At 57.0% G+C, this 18,875-nt stretch carries 17 protein-coding genes; 10 read left to right on the forward strand and 7 right to left on the reverse strand.

From position 1 onward, the window contains the following. The first annotated feature begins 117 nt into the window (after positions 1-117). The gene (gene ptsG / locus ABD76_RS02580) at positions 118-1,713 is read left to right on the forward strand and encodes a glucose-specific PTS transporter subunit IIBC (protein ID WP_197254112.1); all 1,596 of its coding nucleotides are present in this window, start codon (positions 118-120) and stop codon (positions 1,711-1,713) included. A 576-nt stretch (positions 1,714-2,289) separates the two neighbouring features. Here ptsG and ABD76_RS02585 read toward each other — a convergent pair. The 5 genes from ABD76_RS02585 to ABD76_RS02610 all read right to left on the reverse strand — a co-directional run bounded on the left by ABD76_RS02585 (position 2,290) and on the right by ABD76_RS02610 (position 7,831). Continuing rightward, the gene (locus ABD76_RS02585) at positions 2,290-3,474 is read right to left on the reverse strand and encodes an MFS transporter (RefSeq protein WP_338125012.1); all 1,185 of its coding nucleotides are present in this window, start codon (positions 3,472-3,474) and stop codon (positions 2,290-2,292) included. Positions 3,475-3,488: 14 nt separating this feature from the next. After that, a complete protein-coding gene (locus tag ABD76_RS02590) occupies positions 3,489-4,073 on the reverse strand; it encodes a TetR/AcrR family transcriptional regulator (RefSeq protein ID WP_197254033.1) in 585 nt (194 codons plus the stop codon). A 365-nt stretch (positions 4,074-4,438) separates the two neighbouring features. After that, positions 4,439-5,080 carry an SGNH/GDSL hydrolase family protein gene (locus tag ABD76_RS02595; RefSeq protein ID WP_197254035.1) on the reverse strand — a complete coding sequence of 214 codons (642 nt, stop codon included), beginning with the start codon at positions 5,078-5,080 and terminating at the stop codon, positions 4,439-4,441. Positions 5,081-5,401: 321 nt separating this feature from the next. Next, positions 5,402-6,562, reverse strand: a complete 1,161-nt coding sequence (locus tag ABD76_RS02605) for a hypothetical protein (RefSeq protein WP_197254039.1) — start codon at positions 6,560-6,562, stop codon at positions 5,402-5,404. 45 nt (positions 6,563-6,607) lie between these two features. Further along, a complete protein-coding gene (locus ABD76_RS02610) occupies positions 6,608-7,831 on the reverse strand; it encodes an MBOAT family O-acyltransferase (RefSeq protein ID WP_242069311.1) in 1,224 nt (407 codons plus the stop codon). 341 nt (positions 7,832-8,172) lie between these two features. Between ABD76_RS02610 and bioD the strand changes: the two genes are divergently transcribed. The 5 genes from bioD to ABD76_RS02635 are packed head-to-tail and all read left to right on the forward strand — an operon-like array spanning position 8,173 to position 12,928. After that, positions 8,173-8,967 carry a dethiobiotin synthase gene (bioD, locus tag ABD76_RS02615; protein WP_242069312.1) on the forward strand — a complete coding sequence of 265 codons (795 nt, stop codon included), beginning with the start codon at positions 8,173-8,175 and terminating at the stop codon, positions 8,965-8,967. Continuing rightward, a complete protein-coding gene (bioB, locus tag ABD76_RS02620) occupies positions 8,964-9,974 on the forward strand; it encodes a biotin synthase BioB (protein WP_420901913.1) in 1,011 nt (336 codons plus the stop codon). The genes bioD and bioB overlap by 4 nt, the downstream gene beginning before the upstream one ends. Continuing rightward, positions 9,974-11,221, forward strand: coding sequence for an aminotransferase class I/II-fold pyridoxal phosphate-dependent enzyme (locus tag ABD76_RS02625; protein WP_197254120.1), 1,248 nt, complete (start codon positions 9,974-9,976; stop codon positions 11,219-11,221). Before bioB ends, ABD76_RS02625 begins: the two co-directional genes overlap by 1 nt. Continuing rightward, entirely contained in the window at positions 11,218-12,057 is an 840-nt protein-coding gene (locus ABD76_RS02630) for an alpha/beta fold hydrolase (protein WP_197254041.1), read from the forward strand. The genes ABD76_RS02625 and ABD76_RS02630 overlap by 4 nt, the downstream gene beginning before the upstream one ends. Next, positions 12,017-12,928, forward strand: coding sequence for a methyltransferase domain-containing protein (locus ABD76_RS02635; RefSeq protein WP_197254043.1), 912 nt, complete (start codon positions 12,017-12,019; stop codon positions 12,926-12,928). Before ABD76_RS02630 ends, ABD76_RS02635 begins: the two co-directional genes overlap by 41 nt. 61 nt (positions 12,929-12,989) lie before the next feature. Here the strand turns inward: ABD76_RS02635 and pfkB are convergent, their stop codons facing one another. Further along, entirely contained in the window at positions 12,990-13,925 is a 936-nt protein-coding gene (gene pfkB / locus ABD76_RS02640) for a 1-phosphofructokinase (RefSeq protein ID WP_197254045.1), read from the reverse strand. 186 nt (positions 13,926-14,111) lie between these two features. Then, complete coding sequence (locus ABD76_RS02645) at positions 14,112-14,981, reverse strand: class II fructose-bisphosphate aldolase (RefSeq protein WP_197254047.1); 870 nt, start codon at positions 14,979-14,981, stop codon at positions 14,112-14,114. 90 nt (positions 14,982-15,071) lie between these two features. On the opposite strand from ABD76_RS02645, the gene ABD76_RS02650 reads away from it, so the two are divergent. From ABD76_RS02650 to ABD76_RS02665, 4 genes are all read left to right on the forward strand, one after another. Continuing rightward, entirely contained in the window at positions 15,072-16,130 is a 1,059-nt protein-coding gene (locus tag ABD76_RS02650) for an SIS domain-containing protein (protein ID WP_197254049.1), read from the forward strand. 174 nt (positions 16,131-16,304) lie between these two features. Further along, the gene (locus ABD76_RS02655; protein ID WP_197254051.1) at positions 16,305-17,096 is read left to right on the forward strand and encodes a DeoR/GlpR family DNA-binding transcription regulator; all 792 of its coding nucleotides are present in this window, start codon (positions 16,305-16,307) and stop codon (positions 17,094-17,096) included. A 990-nt stretch (positions 17,097-18,086) separates the two neighbouring features. After that, on the forward strand, positions 18,087-18,572 hold the full coding sequence (locus tag ABD76_RS02660; RefSeq protein WP_197254053.1) for a PTS sugar transporter subunit IIA: 486 nt from the start codon (positions 18,087-18,089) through the stop codon (positions 18,570-18,572). Between the two features lie 24 nt (positions 18,573-18,596). Then, on the forward strand, positions 18,597-18,857 hold the full coding sequence (locus tag ABD76_RS02665) for an HPr family phosphocarrier protein (RefSeq protein WP_197254055.1): 261 nt from the start codon (positions 18,597-18,599) through the stop codon (positions 18,855-18,857). Positions 18,858-18,875: the final 18 nt, after the last annotated feature.

Raw genomic sequence — 18,875 nt, forward strand, 5'->3', positions numbered from 1 at the left:
TCCGGATGCAAGTCCCCTTGTATGCATAGTGCGGGAACTGATTGGAAATGGTAACAACAGGTTTTTCATGCACTTTGCTCATCTGTACATCGATAGGAGTTGACTTCCATGCTTAACATGTTTAAATCCATATTCGGCGTTCTGCAAAAGGTCGGCAAGGCGCTTATGCTGCCGGTCGCCATTCTGCCGGCGGCCGGCATCCTGCTCGGAATCGGCAACGCGCTGGGCAATCCGGATCTGATCGCGCGCTTTCCGGTGCTGGGCACCGGCGCTGTCAGCCTTATCTCCAGCGTGATGGAGCAAGCCGGGGGCATTGTATTTGACAACCTGTCCCTGCTATTCGCCGTCGGGGTCGCCATCGGTCTCGCCGGAGGGGAGGGGGTCGCGGGGCTTGCCGCCATCGTCGGTTATTTCGTCATGAACGTGACGATGAAAGTGATGATGGATGTGACGCCGGAGATGGTGCAGACCGACTTCGCTTATGCCAACGTTCAAGGCGTGCCGACGCTGCAGACGGGCGTTTTCGGCGGTATTATTATAGGTATTACGGCGGCAATGCTATATAAGCGCTTCTTCAAGATCGAGATGCCTTCCTATCTCGGCTTCTTTGCGGGTAAGCGCTTTGTCCCGATTATTACGGCCGTCACCTCGCTTGTTATCGGTATTCTGATGGTGTTCATCTGGCCGCCGATCCAGAGCGGCCTGAATGCATTCTCCCACTCGCTCATCGACTCGAACCGATCGCTGGCGGCCTTCATCTTTGGCATCTGCGAACGGGCGCTGATTCCATTTGGGCTGCATCATATCTTTTATTCGCCCTTCTGGTTCGAATTCGGGGAATATGTGAGCAAGGCGGGCGATCTTATCCGGGGGGATCAGAAAATCTTCTTCGCCCAGCTTAAAGACGGCGTTGAATTAACGGCAGGGACGTTCATGACGGGGAAATACCCATTCATGATGTTCGGTCTGCCAGCGGCTGCCCTAGCCATATATCATGAAGCGCGCCCGGAGAATAAGAAGCTTGTAGCCGGGCTGATGGGATCGGCCGCCTTGACGTCCTTCCTGACCGGCATTACGGAGCCGCTGGAATTTTCCTTCCTGTTTGTGGCGCCGCTTCTCTTCGCCGTGCATGTCGTGTTCGCGGGCTTGTCCTTCCTGACAATGCACCTGCTCGGCGTCAAAATCGGAATGACGTTCTCCGGAGGCTTCATCGATTACTTGCTGTTCGGCGTGCTGCAGAACCGGACGCCGTACTGGCTCGTCATCCCGGTCGGATTGGTGCTGGCGCTGATTTACTACTTCGGCTTCCGCTTCGCTATCCGCACCTTCAACCTGCGGACGCCGGGAAGGGAAGCGGGCGCGCCGGCGGCCGCGGCCAAGACGGAAGCGGCGGCAGGAGAAGAATTGCCGCGCGGTATCCTGACGGCGCTTGGGGGCAAAGCCAACATTGCATCCCTGGATGCCTGCATTACGCGCCTGCGCGTGCAGGTCAAGGATAAGGGCAATGTGAATAAGGAGCGCTTGAAGGAACTGGGCGCCTCGGGCGTGCTGGAGGTCGGCAACAATGTGCAGGCCATCTTCGGAACCCGGTCCGAGACGATTAAGCATCAGATTCATGAAATCATCAAGCAAGAGGACATGGAACTGGACGGAGCCGAACCGGAGGAAGACAAGGAGTCCGGGAAGCGTACGGCCGGCAGCCATAATGAATAGAACGGACGTATGGAGAGCGGGCGTATTCACCGCTCTCTTTTTTTCAAGCGATGCCGAAGAAAGGTCTACAGAGCGTTTTGCCATAACGCCATGCGGTTCACGCTTGCCCTGAGGGCCGGTGCGGGCAGGGGTTCGCCATGACAGGACCGAGACGTATTCAGAACGAATAGTCTATTTCGATCCTTTGGTTCACTCGACCCTTCACTCAGAATCATCGGTACAGACATTACGGATGCATGGTTGTCACCCTCTCGTACAGCGTAATGATCTGCATCTTCCGATTTCGTTGTCCATTCCCCGCAGTTGAGTCGTACATGCAGGCTGGAACAATACCTATATATTAGAACCTGAACCATTTTTTATTTCTGGGCATATACCATTATATAGGTAGGTGGTTAGTACAATAAAAAACAACAGGAGGTTCCTTGGGAAAATGTGCGGCGAATCATGAAGCCGAGTAGGAGACAAGCCTGGGGAACGGGGGTGGCACCGTAGGGTTGAGAATGAGCAGTGCCAGCGAAGCTGACATCTGCCCATAAAATCAACTTATTCCTCTACGTTTTCTGCAAATTGCTTCTATTTCCACATCATGGTAATGCCAAGGCCGATGACCATAATGACGGCGGAGAACAGGAAAGGATAGTGAATGTTAACATCAAACAGCATTCCGGCCATCGCCGGTCCGGCGATATTGCCCAAGCTCGTATAGGTGGAGTTCATTCCGGCCACAAAGCCCTGTTCTTTCCCTGCCGCTTTGGACAGAAATGTCGTCAAGGCCGGCCGCAGCAGATCAAAGGCGAGGAAGATGAAGCATGTTACGGCCAGCACGATCCAAAATCCGGAGATGACGGTGGACACCACCGCCAAGATAGCCCCGGTAATCAAGCACAATTGGATCAGCTTCTTTTCCCCGAGTATTTCGACCATTTTACCGAACATAAAGATCTGCACGACGACTCCGAAAATGGAGCTTACCGTAATAATGACGGCAATATCCTTTGGCGTGAAGCCGAATTTATGATCGGAAAAGAGGCTGAACACCGTTTCGTATGCCGATAAACCGAAAGCGAGTACAAAGACGATAATAAATGCGATGCAGTAGATCGGTTGAAGCGATTTTTTCATATCGGCCAGAAAGCTGCTTTGCTTTGCGTTCGCGGATATCTCCGCAAGCTGCTCCTTCGTGAGCTGCTCTTTTAAAATAAACACGGATAAAATGCAGGCGAAAAAGGCGATTCCCGCCGCAAAGAAGAAGGGCATGCGTATGCCGTATTCGGCGATAAAGCCGCCGATGCCGGGCCCGATAATGAAGCCGGTGCTAATGGCGGCCGAGACATAGCCCATCGCTTTCGGCCGTTCTTGAATGGAGGTGATGTCCGCCACATAAGCCGTAACCCCCGGCGTAATAAAGGCGGCGCTAATTCCTCCCAGCAGCCTTGCGAAATAAAGCATCGCCGCATTCCCGGCCAACCCGAAGACGAGCTCGGACACGCTGAACAGGAATAAGCCGATGATGATAATCTTCTTGCGGCCGAAACGGTCGACCCAGCGCCCCGCAAGCGGCGACATCAGCAGTTGGGCCACGGCGAATACAGCGACCAGGTAGCCCATCGTTTTGCCTGACAAATGCATCATGTTCATGAAAGACGGCATGACGGGGATGACAAGTCCAATGCCCAGGAAGGCAATGAATACATTGCTTAGCAGAATCAGCAAGACCGCTTTTTGTTCTTTGATTGTTTTCTTCATATCATCAACCACTTTCTTTCTGTCAATCAAGGATGTGCAATTCCCCGCCAAAAGACGGTCCAGGAGGCCTCCACTTTCTCCTTCAGCCGTTTCTCGTCGTTGCCGCCGTACACAAGCTCCAGCATAATGGAATCGACGACGCCCAGGAAGGCGAGGGTTGGCGTTTTCGCCGCCTCTTCGACGATGGTTTTCTCATCGATCCAATCCTGAAATTTGCGTTCCAGCACGGCCCGCACCTTTTCTTCGATATCGATGACTTCCTGTTCGATCGCCTTGGCAAGATGAGCGGGCGGAAAAAAAGACATGCGCAGCCAAAACGTGAGCTGCTCATTTTTTTGGAAAAGATCGATGATCAGTTGCAGAAATCCATATAAAGCTTTCTCGGGATGCAGAGAGCCTATGCTGCTAAAATATTGAAGCTTGGAAGAGAGCTCCGTCTCCTTCGCGTCTCGCAGCACTTGCAGAAAAAGATCGTCCTTTCCTTTAAAATGGGCGTAGATCGATTGCTTCTTCATGCCGACCTCTTCCGCAATAAGAGAAAGGGATGCTCCCTCATAACCATGCATGGTGAAATATTTCAAAGCCGCATCCTTAATTTCTTCGCTTTTCAATCGAATCACCTCAATATTAACGAACGTTCGTCAGTTATACTAACAAATAAAGTTAATCTTAGCAAGCATGATCTGAAAATTTTACATCACTTTTAGAATTCACTGTTACATTCCCGTGTCGATGGTTCATTGTATAGAGTGAAAGGGGGGGGACGGCGTGGATGAAGCGGAGTTGCGTCCTATTTCTCTACTGTTATCATATGTTAGGCCATTATTCGGAAGTCGAGGACAGCGTCCCGCCAAGGAAGACAGGGAACCGGATGCTTGCCGCGGCGGGAGCAAGACAAGGAGGGCGGGCATCGGCAAAAAAAGAGAGCGGAACGATGTTGTTCCGCTCTCTTTATTGGCAAAGCAGACGGAGGGGATCAGGAGGCTTGCTTGCAGGCGCCAAGATAGGGAGTCAACCCTTTGGCAATAAGCCGGTGCCCTTCATCATTGGGATGGATGGGGAGGAACCCGGTCAAGGCGTCTTCCAGCCTTCCTCTTCGATATCCATAGATAAGTTCGGCTTGCTTGCCCTCGAACCACGTATGAACGGGTGCGACCGTGGCGCCGCAGCTTTGGGCCACTTCTTTGGTCGCGGAATTTAGCCGGTCTATCGACATGATGGAAAGCGGGCTGTTCGGAAACGGATTATATTGCGTGCAGCAAATGACCCGGGCATGGCTGATGTCTTTGATGTGGGCCAGAATGGCATGAAGGATTCGCTTATAACGTCCCAAAATCAATTTGGCAGCCAAAGGCCGCCGGCTTCGAATCGCGGACAGCGCCGCATTCGCCAAATCGACCCCTCCGATCCATACGGAGACTACGTCAGAACGGCGAATCAGGGAGGACCCTTGCCATATCGCGGCATCCAATAAATCATAGGCGCTCCAACCGGGACGCGCCAGAATATATACCCGGTAAGGGCGGGACATCGATCCGGCCAATCGGGGATAAGCCTTTGCCGCTGAAGTTGCATTCTCCCCGAATGTAATCGAATCACCAAGAGCTGTATAGATCATAGGAAAAATCTCCACCTCCCCCTAATTATGCAGAAGAACCGTAATCGCACTTAAAGGCATGATATGGCAAACATCCACAGCTTGTGTGGACGCTTATCACCCGAACAACGGAAAAGAAAACGGCGTACAAGGACTTGTACGCCGTTCAGGCATCATTAGAAATTCATATAAATAAATTCCTGCGTTTCTCCGGAGAAGAACAAAATACCGAGCACGATGGCGATCAGGACGATGGCTCCGCCGAGCGCCGCTCCTACCATCATCAGCGCCCGTCCTACACGATGAGTGAGACGGCGGGCTTTCGTTTCGGCTAATCTGGCGCTACGGGGTTGTAATTCCATATTCCTTCAACCTCTTATACAAGATTTCGCCAAACATTTTATTACCTTTGTCAATAAGATGGGCCGGGTCGCGATAATATTCATGCGGGATCGTATTGTTCTTCTCTTTATTGAATTCGATATACGGGTAGCCTCTCGACTCTATCAGCTTCTGGTAAGCCCCCATCACCTTGGTATACTCGCTCCAGTTGAACAGCTTCTTCTTGGCAATATGCTCTTTATCCAGCGGAGCCGAATAGAATACGGCTTTCTTATTATGCTCCTGCAGCAGATCAAGTGTTTTCTCAATCATGAACAACCCGAAGCTGTTATCTTTATCGAAAGGCTTATTCCAGCGATAAAGCTCCTTGTAATGCTTATCGATGCCTTCCTTCTGGGCGTCTTTCAACTTGTCGTAGGCGGTATACATCGGGGTATAGCTTTCTTTAATCCCTTTTTTCTCATTCTCTTTCTTTTGGATTTCCCGGCGGATTTTCTCCATCGGCGTACGGGTCTTGAACAGACGGTAGCTGATCGCGTCGCGATCATGATAGAGGGTCCACTTGTTCAGGAAATGGGACGTCACCCAATTATGAGTGTCGCTCGGAAGCGACTGGCGGTTCTTGTCCGGGAAATCATCCAGCCAGCTGCGCGGTATGTTTTGGTCCAGCTTCTCGACAAGCGACGGATAGACGACAACATTCGGCTCATTATCCGAGACGACGGCGATGCCGTAGTTGATCTCATAGACGACATAATCGACCTTGTCTATCATCGAGGCGAGCAGGGCGTAAGTCTCCGTGAATCTTCCGCCGGCAATGCCCAGGTTAAGCACGCGGCTGTCTTTCATATGGACCTGAAGAACGCCGGCCGAGGTGTTCTCCCCCTTCTTCACGGTCGTGCCAAATACCGTGGAAGGCCCGAACATGCCGATGACCTTTTTGCCGTCATTCGGCTGCTCCTTCAAATATTCCACCCATAACGGCGTATAGACAATTGAATCGTATGTCGGAACGCGGAGTTCCTTTTTCGCATGCGTTACGACTTCTTGTCTCATTTGTTCGACCACTTGATCGGCTCCATTGCCTAGTCCGAGCAATCCGACCAAAGCGAAGGAGATAAGCATGACGGACACGGTCTTGTTCAGAAACAAATTAGCCATTATATCTCACACTTCCATTCCATCAATAATCGAAAATCGGTTAGCCTATCGCAATCCGAGCAGCCGGAGCATCAAATCCCATCCGTCTGCAATCGGCAGAATGAAAAACACCCGGCTGATCGTGACGCCAAAGAACGTAATCAAAATCGCGATGGTTGTCGTTCCCGGCTTGAGCCACTTCGGAACAGGTTTTAATGAAGGCTTGATCTGCTTCACGTAGAAGCGATGAATGCATAACATGACGCCGTGGAACATGCCCCAGACGACGAAATTCCATGCGGCTCCGTGCCAGAGACCGGAGACGGTCATCGTCGCCATCAGATTCAGATAGACTCGGGGAGCAGGGACGCGGCTTCCGCCGAGCGGGAAATATACATAGCGAGTCAGCCAAGAACCGAGCGAGATGTGCCAACGGTTCCAGAACTCGGCGATGCTGCGGGCCAAATAAGGGAAGCGGAAGTTCTCCGGGATGACGATGCCGAACAAGCGAGCTGTTCCGATGGCGATGTCCGAATAGCCCGAAAAGTCGAAATAAATAACGAACGTATAGGCGACAAGCGAGATCCAGAGTCTGGCGGTATCCGCCTCGGCTATGCCGGCCGCTGAGTAGACAGGCTGCGCCAGCAAATCAATGGAACCGGCGAGAACAAGCTTTTTGAACAGGCCGAACCCAATCCGGGTCACTCCGGTCAGCACGTGGTCAATGTGAAATCTCGATGTAAGCTGCGGATAAAACATCTGAAACTGCTTAATCGGCCCAGCCACCATCGTCGGGAAAAAGAATATAAACGACAATAGACCTTCCGGCCGATGGTCCGGCAAAGTTCCGCGTTTGCGTTCGACCAAATAATGAATCAGCTCGAACGTAAAGTAAGAAATGCCGAGCGGGAGCACAATCTGCTCTGCCTTAGGCAAGAAGGGCTGATGCAAAAACGAAAACAACTCATTTAACGTATCCAGCATCATATTGGTGTACTTGAAATAACCAAGCACGAGAATGGCGCCAAGAATACCGGCGGGATAAATCCATCGCTTGCTCCACTTCGCCGCGACCTTCACGACAACAATGGCAGCGACAACTTCCGCAAGCAACAGGAACAGGTAAGAACCTGCATAATAGTAGTAAAAAGCGACACCGGCGGCAAAGAGCACCCAGGGTCTGACACGATGCGGCATAAGGTGATACGTGACGACAGCCACGACCACGAACAGCCAATAAAACCAATCCGTATAAATCATAATTTCCGTTTCCACCATCCAAGTTGCCAAACTATCTATCTCTTAAACCTTTGTTCATCTTACAACATCTAGCAGTTAAATCATATGGAAACTTCATAAAGAACTATTATTTTTTTCTTAAAAAACGACATAAAAATCCCCGCCAGCAAGCTCTTTTTACCTTCTCTAGAATTAGATGCAAGAAACGCCCCGAAAGTTTTGATTTATTTAAAGGAAATTCACTATGTCAGCCTGTCATATATGTAAACCGATTGACGCCAATAAAATAGTTTACAAAGCCTTGTCGTCCTCCTGTCATTCTTGTAAAATGAATCGTTGTAACGTTAACTTGGGTTCAATTTATTTTGGTTTACGGAAAAGAGGAGAACGCTATGATGCCAGAAACACTGCCTAAACCGGTGAATCCGGCAGGCTTATTCGTGTCTTCAACCGGGACGGAGGTAGGGAAGACGGTCGTTGCTTCAGGGATAGCCGTTTACCTCCACTCGGTCCGGAGGCGCAAGCTCAGCCTCTGGAAGCCTGTGCAGAGCGGCGTAGGATTAGGATCTCCGGATGCGGACAGTTACCGGCTGCGGATGGGCAGCGGAATGTCCGAGCTCGCCGAGGAGGATATTGCGACATGGACGCTGCGCGAGCCGTTGGCGCCCTGGATGGCATCCGAACGGGAAGGGATTCGCTTTTCAGTGAAAGCCCTGATGGAAGAAGGCCGCCGGAGGCTGGAGTCGGACGCGTTCCTGGTGGCAGAAGGGGCGGGCGGGATTGCCGTTCCGTTTACGCGGGAGATGACGATGGCGGATCTGGCGCAGGGGCTGGGCCTTCCCGTGCTGCTCGTGGCTGCTCCCGGCTTGGGCACCGTGAGTCACACCGTAACGGCGATCTCTTATGCTCGTGAACGGGGCGTCGATGATATCGCCGTCGTGTTCAGCGGTCCGCCGGAGGCGGCATCGGAGAGAGAGAGGGAAGAGAACGTCCGCATGATCGAGGCGATGACGAATGTGCCCGTATTGGGGACGATGCCATGGCTGCCGCAGCCGGAAGGGATGCAGGCGGCTGATCCGTCCGCTTGGGCGGCATGGCGGGAGCGATGGCTGCAATGCACAATGCGCCTGTCCCGGCTGACGCAATGGCTGGCAGACCGGGAATGGGGAAAAGCGAAGGAGCGATGATGATGAGCGAAACAATGCAAGAGCGGCAGACCGATTGGCGGAAGCTGGCGGATAAGGCGTTGACCGGCGAAGGAATTAGCCGGGAAGAAGCGCTGGCGGTGCTGCGGGCGGACGATGCCGAACTGCTGGGGATCATGGATGCGGCTTACCGGGTGCGGCGGCATTTTTATGGGAACAAGGTGAAGCTGAATCTGATTATTAACGCAAAAAGCGGTCACTGTCCGGAAGATTGCGGTTATTGCTCACAGTCCCGGGTGTCCGATGCGCCAATAGAGAAATATACGATGCTGGAAAAGGAAGTGCTGGTGGACGGAGCGCGCAAGGCGATGGAAATGCAGGCCGGAACGTACTGCATCGTGGCCAGCGGGCGCGGGCCGACGCCGCGGGAGCTCGATCAGGTGGTCGCCGCCGTGGAGGAGATCAAGGCGACGATGCCGATGAAAATTTGCGCCTGTCTCGGCATTTTGTCGCAGGAGCAGGCGAACCGCCTCAAGCAGGCAGGCGTCGAACGCTATAATCACAACTTGAATACGAGCGAGGACCATTATTCTCATATTACTTCGACCCATACATACGCCGATAGGGTGCATACGGTGAATACAGCGAAGCAAGCAGGGATGTCGCCTTGCTCCGGTGTCATTATGGGAATGGGAGAGACGGATGAGCAGTTGGTGGACGTCGCATTTTCGCTGCGGGAACTGGATGCGGACTCGATTCCGGTCAATTTTCTGAATCCGATTCCGGGGACGCCGCTCGGCCATCTGCATGATCTCCACCCGCGGCGCTGCTTGAAGGCGCTCGCGATGTTCCGCTTCGTGTGCCCATCGAAGGAGATCCGCGCCTCCGGCGGGCGGGAGGTCAATCTCGGTTCGCTGCAGCCGCTGGCGCTCTATGCGGCCAATTCGGTGTTCGTCGGCGATTATTTGACGACGGATGGGCAAGAGGCGACCGCCGATCACCAGATGATCGCGGATCTCGGGTTCGAAGTCGAGCGGTGCGCCTTGTGATGGAGCCGATGAGGGCTGCGGCCGATTCAGAGCAGCGTTGGCATTGGATGCGCGCCGAGCTGGACGCCTTGGAAGAGGCGGGCCGTCTGCGCAAGCTGGAGCCGGCGGCGTGGCTGGAGCACGGATGGATCGAGCGGGGCGGCAAGCGGCTGCTTCATCTCGCTTCGAATCATTATCTTGGCTTCGAGCCATGGCTTGATGACGATGGCTGGGCGGGGCTTGCGGCGGAGTGCCGCCGCCTCGGCGAGCCGGCCGTACGCATCGGCTCCGGGGCTTCCCGGCTCATCACGGGTCATGATCCGCAGCATGACGCGCTCGAGCGGGAATTGGCCGCCTTTAAGGAAACGGAGGCGGCGCTCGTGTTCAGCAGCGGCTACATGGCGAATGCCGGCGTCATTCCGGCTCTGGTCGGCCGGAGCGGCGTCGTCTTCAGCGACCGGCTGAATCATGCGAGCATTACGGACGGCATCATCTTGAGCCGGGCTCAGCATATCCGTTATCCGCACCGGGATATGGACCGGCTCGAAAAGGCGTTAAAGCAGTGGCACACCGGAGGTGCGGGCGTCCCGTCGCGGCGGGCGCGCCTGCTGATCGTGACCGACGCCGTGTTCAGCATGGACGGAACGGTGGCGCCGCTTGCCGATCTCGTGGCGCTGAAGGAGCGCTACGGGGCGATGCTGATGGTCGACGAGGCGCACAGCGGCGGCGTGTATGGACCCGGCGGGCGCGGGCTGTGCCATGCGCTCGGACTGCATCAGAAGGTGGATATCATCATGGGCACCTTCGGGAAAGCTTTTGGCGCGGTCGGCGCTTATGTTGCCGCAGACGACATCGTCGTCCGCTACCTTATCAACCGGGCGCGGACGCTCATTTATAATACGGGGCTGCCGCCGCTGGTGGCCGCGTTCATTCGGCAGCGGCTGCTCGACGTATGCGCTGCCGACTTCGCGCGCGCCGAATTGATGCGCAAGGCGGCCTTGTTCCGCGCGCGGCTGCAAGCCGGGGGGCTGGACACGGGCCCCGGGGAGAGCCATATCGTGCCGGTCCTGTGCGGCACGGATCAGCGCGCGGTCGCGCTCAGCGCCGCGCTTGCGGAGGCGGGCGTCGCCGGCGTGGCGATTCGCCCGCCGACGGTGCCCGAGGGGACGGCGCGCATTCGCTTCGCGCCGACTCCGGCGCACCGCGACTCCGACCTGATGCAGGCGGCGGATGCGGTCGTGCGCCTGGCCGCGGAGGCGCGGCCATGAGCGGGGCGCTCGGGCGGCCCCGGCCGCCCCAGCAGGCGAAGCTGCTGTGGATTCACGGCTGGGGCTTGAGTGCCGAGGTGTGGCGTCCGCTCGCGCAGGACTTGCCGATGTTCGCGCACCGGTACGTGTCCTTCGCCGCGTGCGAGACGGCGGATGACCTGCGGGAGGCGGTGCGCGCTCCGCTCCGGCAGGAACCGGACGGTCCGTGGCATGTCGCCGGGTGGTCGCTTGGCGGCATGCTGGCGATCGAGCTGCTGGCCGGGCGCGCCGCCGGGAACGGCGAATGGGCGGATCTGCCGCGCATTGAGAGCGCCCTGCTCGTCGGCACGACGCTGCGCTTCGCCGACGGCACCGGGCAAGCGGGTTGGCCGCCGCGCGTGCTGGCCCGCATGCGGCGCCGTCTGGCGCAGGCGCCGGAGGAGACGCTGCTGGCGTTCCTCGGCCAGCTGGATGCGGGCCCGGCCAGCCCCGGCGAGCCGCTGCTGGCGCAGAAGCTGTGGCGCCAGTTGGCCGCCGCTCCCGGATTTACGCCAGCCGGGCTTGATGCGGGGCTCGCCTATTTGGAGGCGGCGGATCTGGCCCCGGAGTGGGCGCGCATCGCCGCGCTCCCCGCGGCGGAACGGCCGCGCCTGCTGTGGCTGCACGGCGCGAACGATCGCGTGTGCCCGCGTGCCGCGATGAAGCGGGCGCAGGCATCGTTCGGTCACGGGCTGCGAACCGTCCTGCTTCCGGATGCGGGGCATGCGCCGTTCCTGTCGCATCCGGAGGCATGGCGAGAGGAGGTGAGCGCGTGGTATGAAGCAAGCACAGACAATGCGGCCCGGGACGGAGAATGATCCGATAGCGGGCAGTGTAGGCGCTCAGATCGATAAGAAGTTGGTCGCCCGCCGCTTCGGCAGACATGCGGCGGAGTATGACGGCTACGCGGAAGTGCAGCAGGCGATGGCCGCAGGCTTGACGGAGCGGGTGCGGCAGCATCATCAGGGGCCTGCGGCGCGCATCGCCGACATCGGCTGCGGCACGGGCGGCTTGGCCGTCCGTCTCTGGCCGCATTATCCTGCGGCGGAGCTGACGCTGCTCGATCTGGCCCCGGCCATGCTTCGCCAAGCGGAGCGGAAGCTGCGCCGCCACGGCTGCTCCGGCGGGAAGCTGCGGGCGGTCACCGCCGACGCCGAGGCGTGGGCGGCAGCCCAGCCGGAAGGCGGCTACGACCTGATCGTGTCGAGCGCCGCCTTCCAATGGTTCAACGCGCCGGCCGCGACGCTGCGGCGGCTCGTGCACCTGCTCCGGCCCGGCGGGCTGCTGGCCTTCGCCACGTTCCTGCCGGGCACGCTGCACGAGCTGCATGCCGCGTTCCGGCAGGCGGACGCCGAGCAGGGCCGTGCGCCCCGTCCGCGCGGGCAGGCGTATCCCTCCGCGGCCGATTGGCACGGCTGGGCGCGGGCTGCGGCCGGGCCCTTCCTGCTCTGGGAAGAGGCGAACTGCCGTTATGAATACGGCAGCGTGCCGGAGATGCTGGCCCAGGTCCGCCGCATCGGGGCAGGCAATGCGCTGGAGGCGGACGCAGCGGGCGCCTCCGGCATGAGCCCCTCCCTGTACCGCCGGATGACACAGGTGTATCAAGAGCGCTTCGGCGGCCCGGGCGGGCGGATTCCGGCCACCTATGCGTTCGTTTATGCGCTGCTGCGAAGGAGAAGGAATGAATAGCAGCCGGAAGCGAACAGGCCGCCTGCGGTGCATCTTGCACGACAGGCGGCCTGTTGCGGTTTTATCCGATCCGTTCGACTTGGATTTGGGTGCGAAGCGACTCGACATCGTCCAGCCGCACTTGCCCGGCGGAGGGCATCAGCGCGTTGGCCGTCCCGCAAGCGGCGCCGAGAATCAGGCCGTCTTCGGCAGACAGGCCGCGCTTATCGGCCACGACAAGCCCGGCGACCATGGAATCCCCGCTGCCGACGGGATTGATCGCCTTGACCGCAGGGAGGGACACGCGGTAGAGAGCGCCGCCGACACCGGCCAGTGCGCCGCGGGCGCCGAGCGAGACGACAACCCGCTCGATGCCGGAGGCCATCAGCCGCCGGATGGCCGGCAGCACCTCGTCCTCGGAGGCGCCGGATTCTCCGCCGGTCAGCTTGCTTACCTCATGCTCATTCGGCTTGATCAGCGCGGGCGCGCTCTTCACGCCTTCCTCCAATGCCGCGCCGCTCGTGTCGAGAATCGGGAGCGCGCCCGCGCGGCGCGCAATCTCGATCAATTCGGCGTACAGAGCGGGGGCACAGCCCTGCGGCAGGCTCCCCGAGAACACGATGTGAGAGGAGCGGGCGGCGAGCGCCGCCACTTTGTCCCGCATCGCGTCGAGATCGTCCGGAGATACGGAAGGGCCTTGTTCCAGCAGCTCGGTCTGCGTGCCGCGTCCCGGATCCAAAATGTTGAGACACACCCGGGATTCGCCTTCCACGGGAACGAAGTCGGAGGAGATTCCTTCTTCGTTCAGCTTGTGCAAAATCATCTGCCCGTGGAAGCCGGCGGCGAACCCGGAGGCGGTCACTTCTTCGCCCAGCGCATAAATGACGCGGGCGACATTGATCCCTTTGCCGCCTGCGGTGGCGGTCATCTGCTCCACCCGGTACAGCTTATCGAGCGCGAAGCCGGGTACGATATAGGTTTTATCGATCGCCGCGTTCAGCGTCACGGTCGTAATCATGTCGCTTCTCCTTTCAACAATTGGGCTTCTGCAGGGAATCCCGTTCCGTCCGCTCAAAAGATGGCGAAATGGCGGATACGTCTGGGCTGCAGCGGCAATAAGCGGGCGGGTATCGCGCTATTCTAACCAGATAAAAGTGGACGGCGATTCCGCCGCCGTGAAGTTCCCTTGAGTTGGCCCGCGAGATTAGCGGACGGCGTTCGCCTGGCCGAGGCAGCCGGCCATCTCCATTTTCTGAATCGCCAGCGCCTTCACGGCTTGCTTGGCAGGAACCATATATTTCCGCGGATCGTTCTCATCCGGATTGGCCGCGAATACCGCTTTAATGGCATCGGAGAAGGCGATGCGCAGCTCGGTCGCGACATTCATCTTCGCCATGCCGAGCTTGACGCAGCGCTTTACCTGATCCTCCGGAATGCCGGAACCGCCATGAAGGACAAGAGGGACCGGGACTTGCTTCGCGATCTGCTCCAGCCGATCGAAGGCGATCTTCGGCTCGCCTTTATAGATGCCGTGCGCCGTTCCGATCGCAGGCGCCAGCGTCGGCACGCCGGTCGCGGCGACGAAGGCGGCGCATTCCTCCGGTACGGCCAGGCGGGCGTCTTCCTCCTCGACGACGATATCATCCTCCACGCCGCCGACCTTGCCCAGCTCGGCTTCGACATTGACCCCGGCCGCCAGGGCGACGCGCACGACTTCCTGCGTCATCCGCACATTGTCTTCATAAGGATGCATGGAGGCATCGATCATGACCGAGGTGTAGCCTACGCGGATGCAGCGGACAATCAGATCGTAGTCGGTGCAATGATCCAGGTGGAGCGCGATCGGGACCGAGGAGACCTTCGCCGCGGTCGTCGCCGCGGCCACGATATATTCCGGACCGAGATGCTTCACGGTGCCGACCGTTGTCTGCAAAATGAGCGGAGATTGGGTGTCTTCGGCCGCTTCCACTACCGCCTGCAGCATTTCCAGGGTGTGCACATTGAATGCGGTAATTCCGAAGCCTTGCTCGCGGGCGGCCTGCAGCATTGAAGTTGAGCTGATGAGATGTCCCATAATTGTAACCTCCAGCAATTGATGATTGATTCAATCAAAATTTTGATTTATAATTTCATTTAAGATGATTATAAGGGAGGAATTTGGGAGATGTCAATTCAAGATACGCATACGTACCGGGAAATCGGCGAGCAGGCTGCCGCGCTTCAAGACGCATGGAATCAACTTCAGTCCCAGCGCGGATGGGTAGATAAATATGTGGGGAATGCGCAGTTCGAGGAGATTGTATTTATCGGATCCGGCTCATCCTGGTACCAGGCGATGACGATGGCGGCCACGTACCGGGCATGGACGGGCAAGAGCGCGTCCGCCATCCCTTCCTCGGAGCTGTTTTTGTTCCGCAACCAGACCGTGACCCCATCCAAGAAGACGCTGCTGGTCGGCGTATCCCGTTCCGGCGAATCGCATGAAGTCATTTTGGCGCTTGAATCGGCCGCCGATTTGCCGAACTGGACGACCTGCGGCATTACATGTCATCCGGAGAGCAAAATGGCGAAGATGACGGAATGCCTCGTCTCTCCGTCGGGAGCGGAGAAGAGCACGGTCATGACCAAATCGCTCAGCAGCATGACGTTCCTCATGCAGGCCGCCATCGCGCTTGCGTCCGGCAATGAAGCGGTTTATCGCGAGCTCGAAGCCGTATTGCAATCTGATGCGGCGTTGGTTACAATGGCGGATGACAAGGTGAAAGCATGGGTCGAAGCGCATCAATTCGACAGAACGATCTATCTCGGCATGGGCGCGCTGTATGGCTTGGCGCTGGAAGCCTGCCTCAAGCTGAAGGAAATGACGTATACATGGACCGAAGCTTACGGCACGTTGGAATTCCGCCACGGCCCGAAGTCGATCGTCGATGCGAACACCCAGATCGTGCTTCTGCTGTCCGAACAAGCCCGCTCCTACGAGCTGAAGGTGGCGGAAGAGATGAAGCAGTACGGCGCGACGATCGTGATAATTACCGCTCAAGCGGGAGCGGACACCGCATTTGCCGATCTCGTCTTCGAGGTGGGGCATGGAGATGCGAGCGATGAAGCGCGGGCGGTTTTGTATTTGCCATTTGTACAATATAATGGTTATTATACGGCGGTAACCCGCGGCTTGAACCCGGATGATCCGCGCAACCTGACCCAGTTCGTAGCCATTGAATAGAAGCGATGGCGCCGGCTCCGGGCGGGGCAACCATGGCTTGTGAGCCGGCCATTTCGCGTTGCGGTTCCCTTCAGGAGGCGGTGGGGCGGATATCGCGGGAGAGAGCTCCCGTTGTTTCTTAGGGGACCCGGCCTGTCCCTGAGGCGGGGAGTCATGATAGGAGTGTAATGAGGAATGAGTGAGACGTTATCCAAAGGCGAGCAGCGCCGCAGGCAGATTTTACAGCGGTTGAAGCAGAATGGCCGCATTACGATTCCGGAGATTATCGAGAATTTCGATTGCTCGGAGGCGACGGCCCGCCGGGATTTGGACGTTTTGGAGCGGAAGGGCGAGCTGATTCGCACTATCGGGGGAGCGATATTCGAAGGAGCGGGAGCAATCCGTGAAGTCCCGTTCGTCGAGAAGCGCCAGTTGTTGTGGCTGGAGAAGGAAGCCATCGCCAAGCGGGCGCTCGACTTCATTGAAGAAGGCGACAGCATCTGTCTAACCGGCGGCACGACCACCTTCCTGATCGCGAAGCAGTTGAAGGAACGGCAAGGCATTACCGTCGTCACCAACGCCGTGAACATCGCGATGGAGCTGTCGGACTGCGACGGCATTCAGGTCGTCGTCATCGGCGGCGTCATGCGCAGCAACAGCTTCGAGCTGTGCGGACCGCTAGCCGAGCGCACGATCGAGCATCTCAACATCGAGAAGCTCTTCATGGGGATTGACGGTTTTTCCCCGGCGAAGGGCATTACGACGTACTCCGAGCTGGAAGCGCAGACCGCACAGATGCTGATGCGGCAGGCCCAGCAGACGATCGCCGTATTCGATCATACGAAGGTTGGCAAGGCCTCCCTGTTCTCGGTCGCCTCCATCGAGGAGTTGACGGCGTGCATTACGGATCACGAACTGCCGGAAGAGATGGCATCGGCCCTCGAGCAGGCAGGAATAGCTTGTTATTATGCCCAGCTTCCGGATTGAGAGGCGGGCTTTTTTATTTTGGCGGAAAGTAAGAACTAAAGGCGGACCAAAGCTGCAAAAGTACAGCATTTCCCGCCCTTAGAAGCGATCATTGGCGGAAATGCTGCAAAACTGCATCTTTTTATACCAACTTGTCACTATTCTAAGCCCCAACGCACGTTATTCCTGCACATTTGCAGGATTTCCCAAGCCTAGACCCGGTGACAATCATATTCCTGCAGTTTTGCAGGATTCCCGGGCCACAATCCGGCAGCAATCACCATGCTGCACATTTGCAGAATTCCCGGAGCTTCCATCCGCAGACACCGCCCCCCTGCATTTACAGAATTAACCCCTCTCCTAAATCCGTAGGCCCCCACATTCCTGCAGTTTTGCAGGATTTCCCAAGCCTCAACCCGGTAACCGATCAAATTACTGCATAGATGCAGCATTGGCGGACCCAGCCGCATGCAAAAGGCGTTGCAAGACCGACAGGGGGAAGAGCGTAAGCGACGGGAAGATATGGACCTCTCGTGATTTACATAAAATGGAATCTATAGGCGCGGCTTCTTCCACTATACACAAAGCGGGGGCTGGGCCGCGGCGGCAGCAACCGCATAGTTGCGCTGCGTTTTCCCCGTTTTGGAGCGGGCCGTTCAGGTCATCGGTATGATTTTATTCCGGAACGCGCATCTTAATGGATAACCGCCCATTTACAGCTCTTGGCGATTATGTCATTTTGGTAACAGCAGTTTCACACGCTTGCATCCCGTATGCGCTCATGTTAGAATAGTGTTGACATTTACACTGCAAGCAGCGTGTTACTAGTACGACTAGGCATGAGCTAAGCGGCCGTTCACAGCGTGAACTGCGTGCTTCAGCCCATGCCTTTTTTGTTATGTACGATAGATAACGACATTGCAGGGATTCCCGTTATTTGGTCCTATTCCGTGCTTCGGCTGCGGATGCGCGGCAGGGCATCATCAGTGCTTACTACGAGGAGGAATTCACATGTTTGGATTTGGCAAGAAGAAGAAAACGATATCGGTCGTTGCACCTATAACAGGCAAAGCCGTGTCTCTCGAACAAGTGGAGGATCCGGCATTCGCCCAAAAAATTATCGGAGACGGGGTGGCGATTGAGCCGGAGCAAGGAGTGCTGGTCGCTCCGTTCGACGGGCACATCATCCATCTGATTGATTCCCATCATTCGCTCGTTCTGGGGCATGAATCCGGGCTGGAGCTGCTGTTCCATATCGGCGTGAATACGGTGTCTTTGAAGGGCGAGCCGTTCACCCCGCATGTGAAGTCGGGAGACAAAGTGAAGCAGGGCGATGTCTTGATCGAGTTCGATATGGATAAGATTCGCGCAGCCGGCCTTCCTGTCATCACGCCGGTCGTCGTCGCGAATGGCGATGCCGTCGATGAATTGAAGGCGAAGCTGGGGCCCGTCAAGGCGAATGAGACGGAAATTATGGAAATCGTCATGAAAAAATAGGTTCATTTGAAAGAGGAGGCCATCATGGAGAAGCAATTCACGATCAAAAATCCGCAAGGCGTGCATGCTCGTCCGGCGGGAGCCATTATGAAAAAAGCGGCCGAGTTCCCGGACGCGCAAGTGTCGCTGGAGTTCAACGGCCGTAAAGTAAGCGCAAAAAGCATCACGGGCGTCCTGACGCTCGGCATGAAAGCCGGCGACGTGATTACGGTGTCGGCCGAAGGCGACCGGGCCGAGCAGGCGATTGATGCCGTAGGCGCGGTGTTGGAATCGGTTCTCGATTAATTCGCGCGAGATACGGTT

The organism is Paenibacillus dendritiformis (assembly GCF_015845845.1).
Taxonomy (GTDB): domain Bacteria; phylum Bacillota; class Bacilli; order Paenibacillales; family Paenibacillaceae; genus Paenibacillus_B; species Paenibacillus_B dendritiformis_C.

Coding starts and splice junctions, on each gene's coding strand:
- ABD76_RS02625 (WP_197254120.1), top strand. CDS start 9,974: ATGGAGCCGATGAGGGCTGCGGCCGATTCAGAGCAGCGTTGGCATTGG.
- ABD76_RS02645 (WP_197254047.1), bottom strand. CDS start 14,981: ATGGGACATCTCATCAGCTCAACTTCAATGCTGCAGGCCGCCCGCGAG.
- ABD76_RS02635 (WP_197254043.1), top strand. CDS start 12,017: ATGAAGCAAGCACAGACAATGCGGCCCGGGACGGAGAATGATCCGATA.
- ABD76_RS02630 (WP_197254041.1), top strand. CDS start 11,218: ATGAGCGGGGCGCTCGGGCGGCCCCGGCCGCCCCAGCAGGCGAAGCTG.
- bioB (WP_420901913.1), top strand. CDS start 8,964: ATGATGATGAGCGAAACAATGCAAGAGCGGCAGACCGATTGGCGGAAG.
- ABD76_RS02650 (WP_197254049.1), top strand. CDS start 15,072: ATGTCAATTCAAGATACGCATACGTACCGGGAAATCGGCGAGCAGGCT.
- bioD (WP_242069312.1), top strand. CDS start 8,173: ATGATGCCAGAAACACTGCCTAAACCGGTGAATCCGGCAGGCTTATTC.
- ABD76_RS02595 (WP_197254035.1), bottom strand. CDS start 5,080: ATGATCTATACAGCTCTTGGTGATTCGATTACATTCGGGGAGAATGCA.
- ptsG (WP_197254112.1), top strand. CDS start 118: ATGTTTAAATCCATATTCGGCGTTCTGCAAAAGGTCGGCAAGGCGCTT.
- ABD76_RS02665 (WP_197254055.1), top strand. CDS start 18,597: ATGGAGAAGCAATTCACGATCAAAAATCCGCAAGGCGTGCATGCTCGT.
- ABD76_RS02660 (WP_197254053.1), top strand. CDS start 18,087: ATGTTTGGATTTGGCAAGAAGAAGAAAACGATATCGGTCGTTGCACCT.
- pfkB (WP_197254045.1), bottom strand. CDS start 13,925: ATGATTACGACCGTGACGCTGAACGCGGCGATCGATAAAACCTATATC.
- ABD76_RS02605 (WP_197254039.1), bottom strand. CDS start 6,562: ATGGCTAATTTGTTTCTGAACAAGACCGTGTCCGTCATGCTTATCTCC.
- ABD76_RS02655 (WP_197254051.1), top strand. CDS start 16,305: ATGAGTGAGACGTTATCCAAAGGCGAGCAGCGCCGCAGGCAGATTTTA.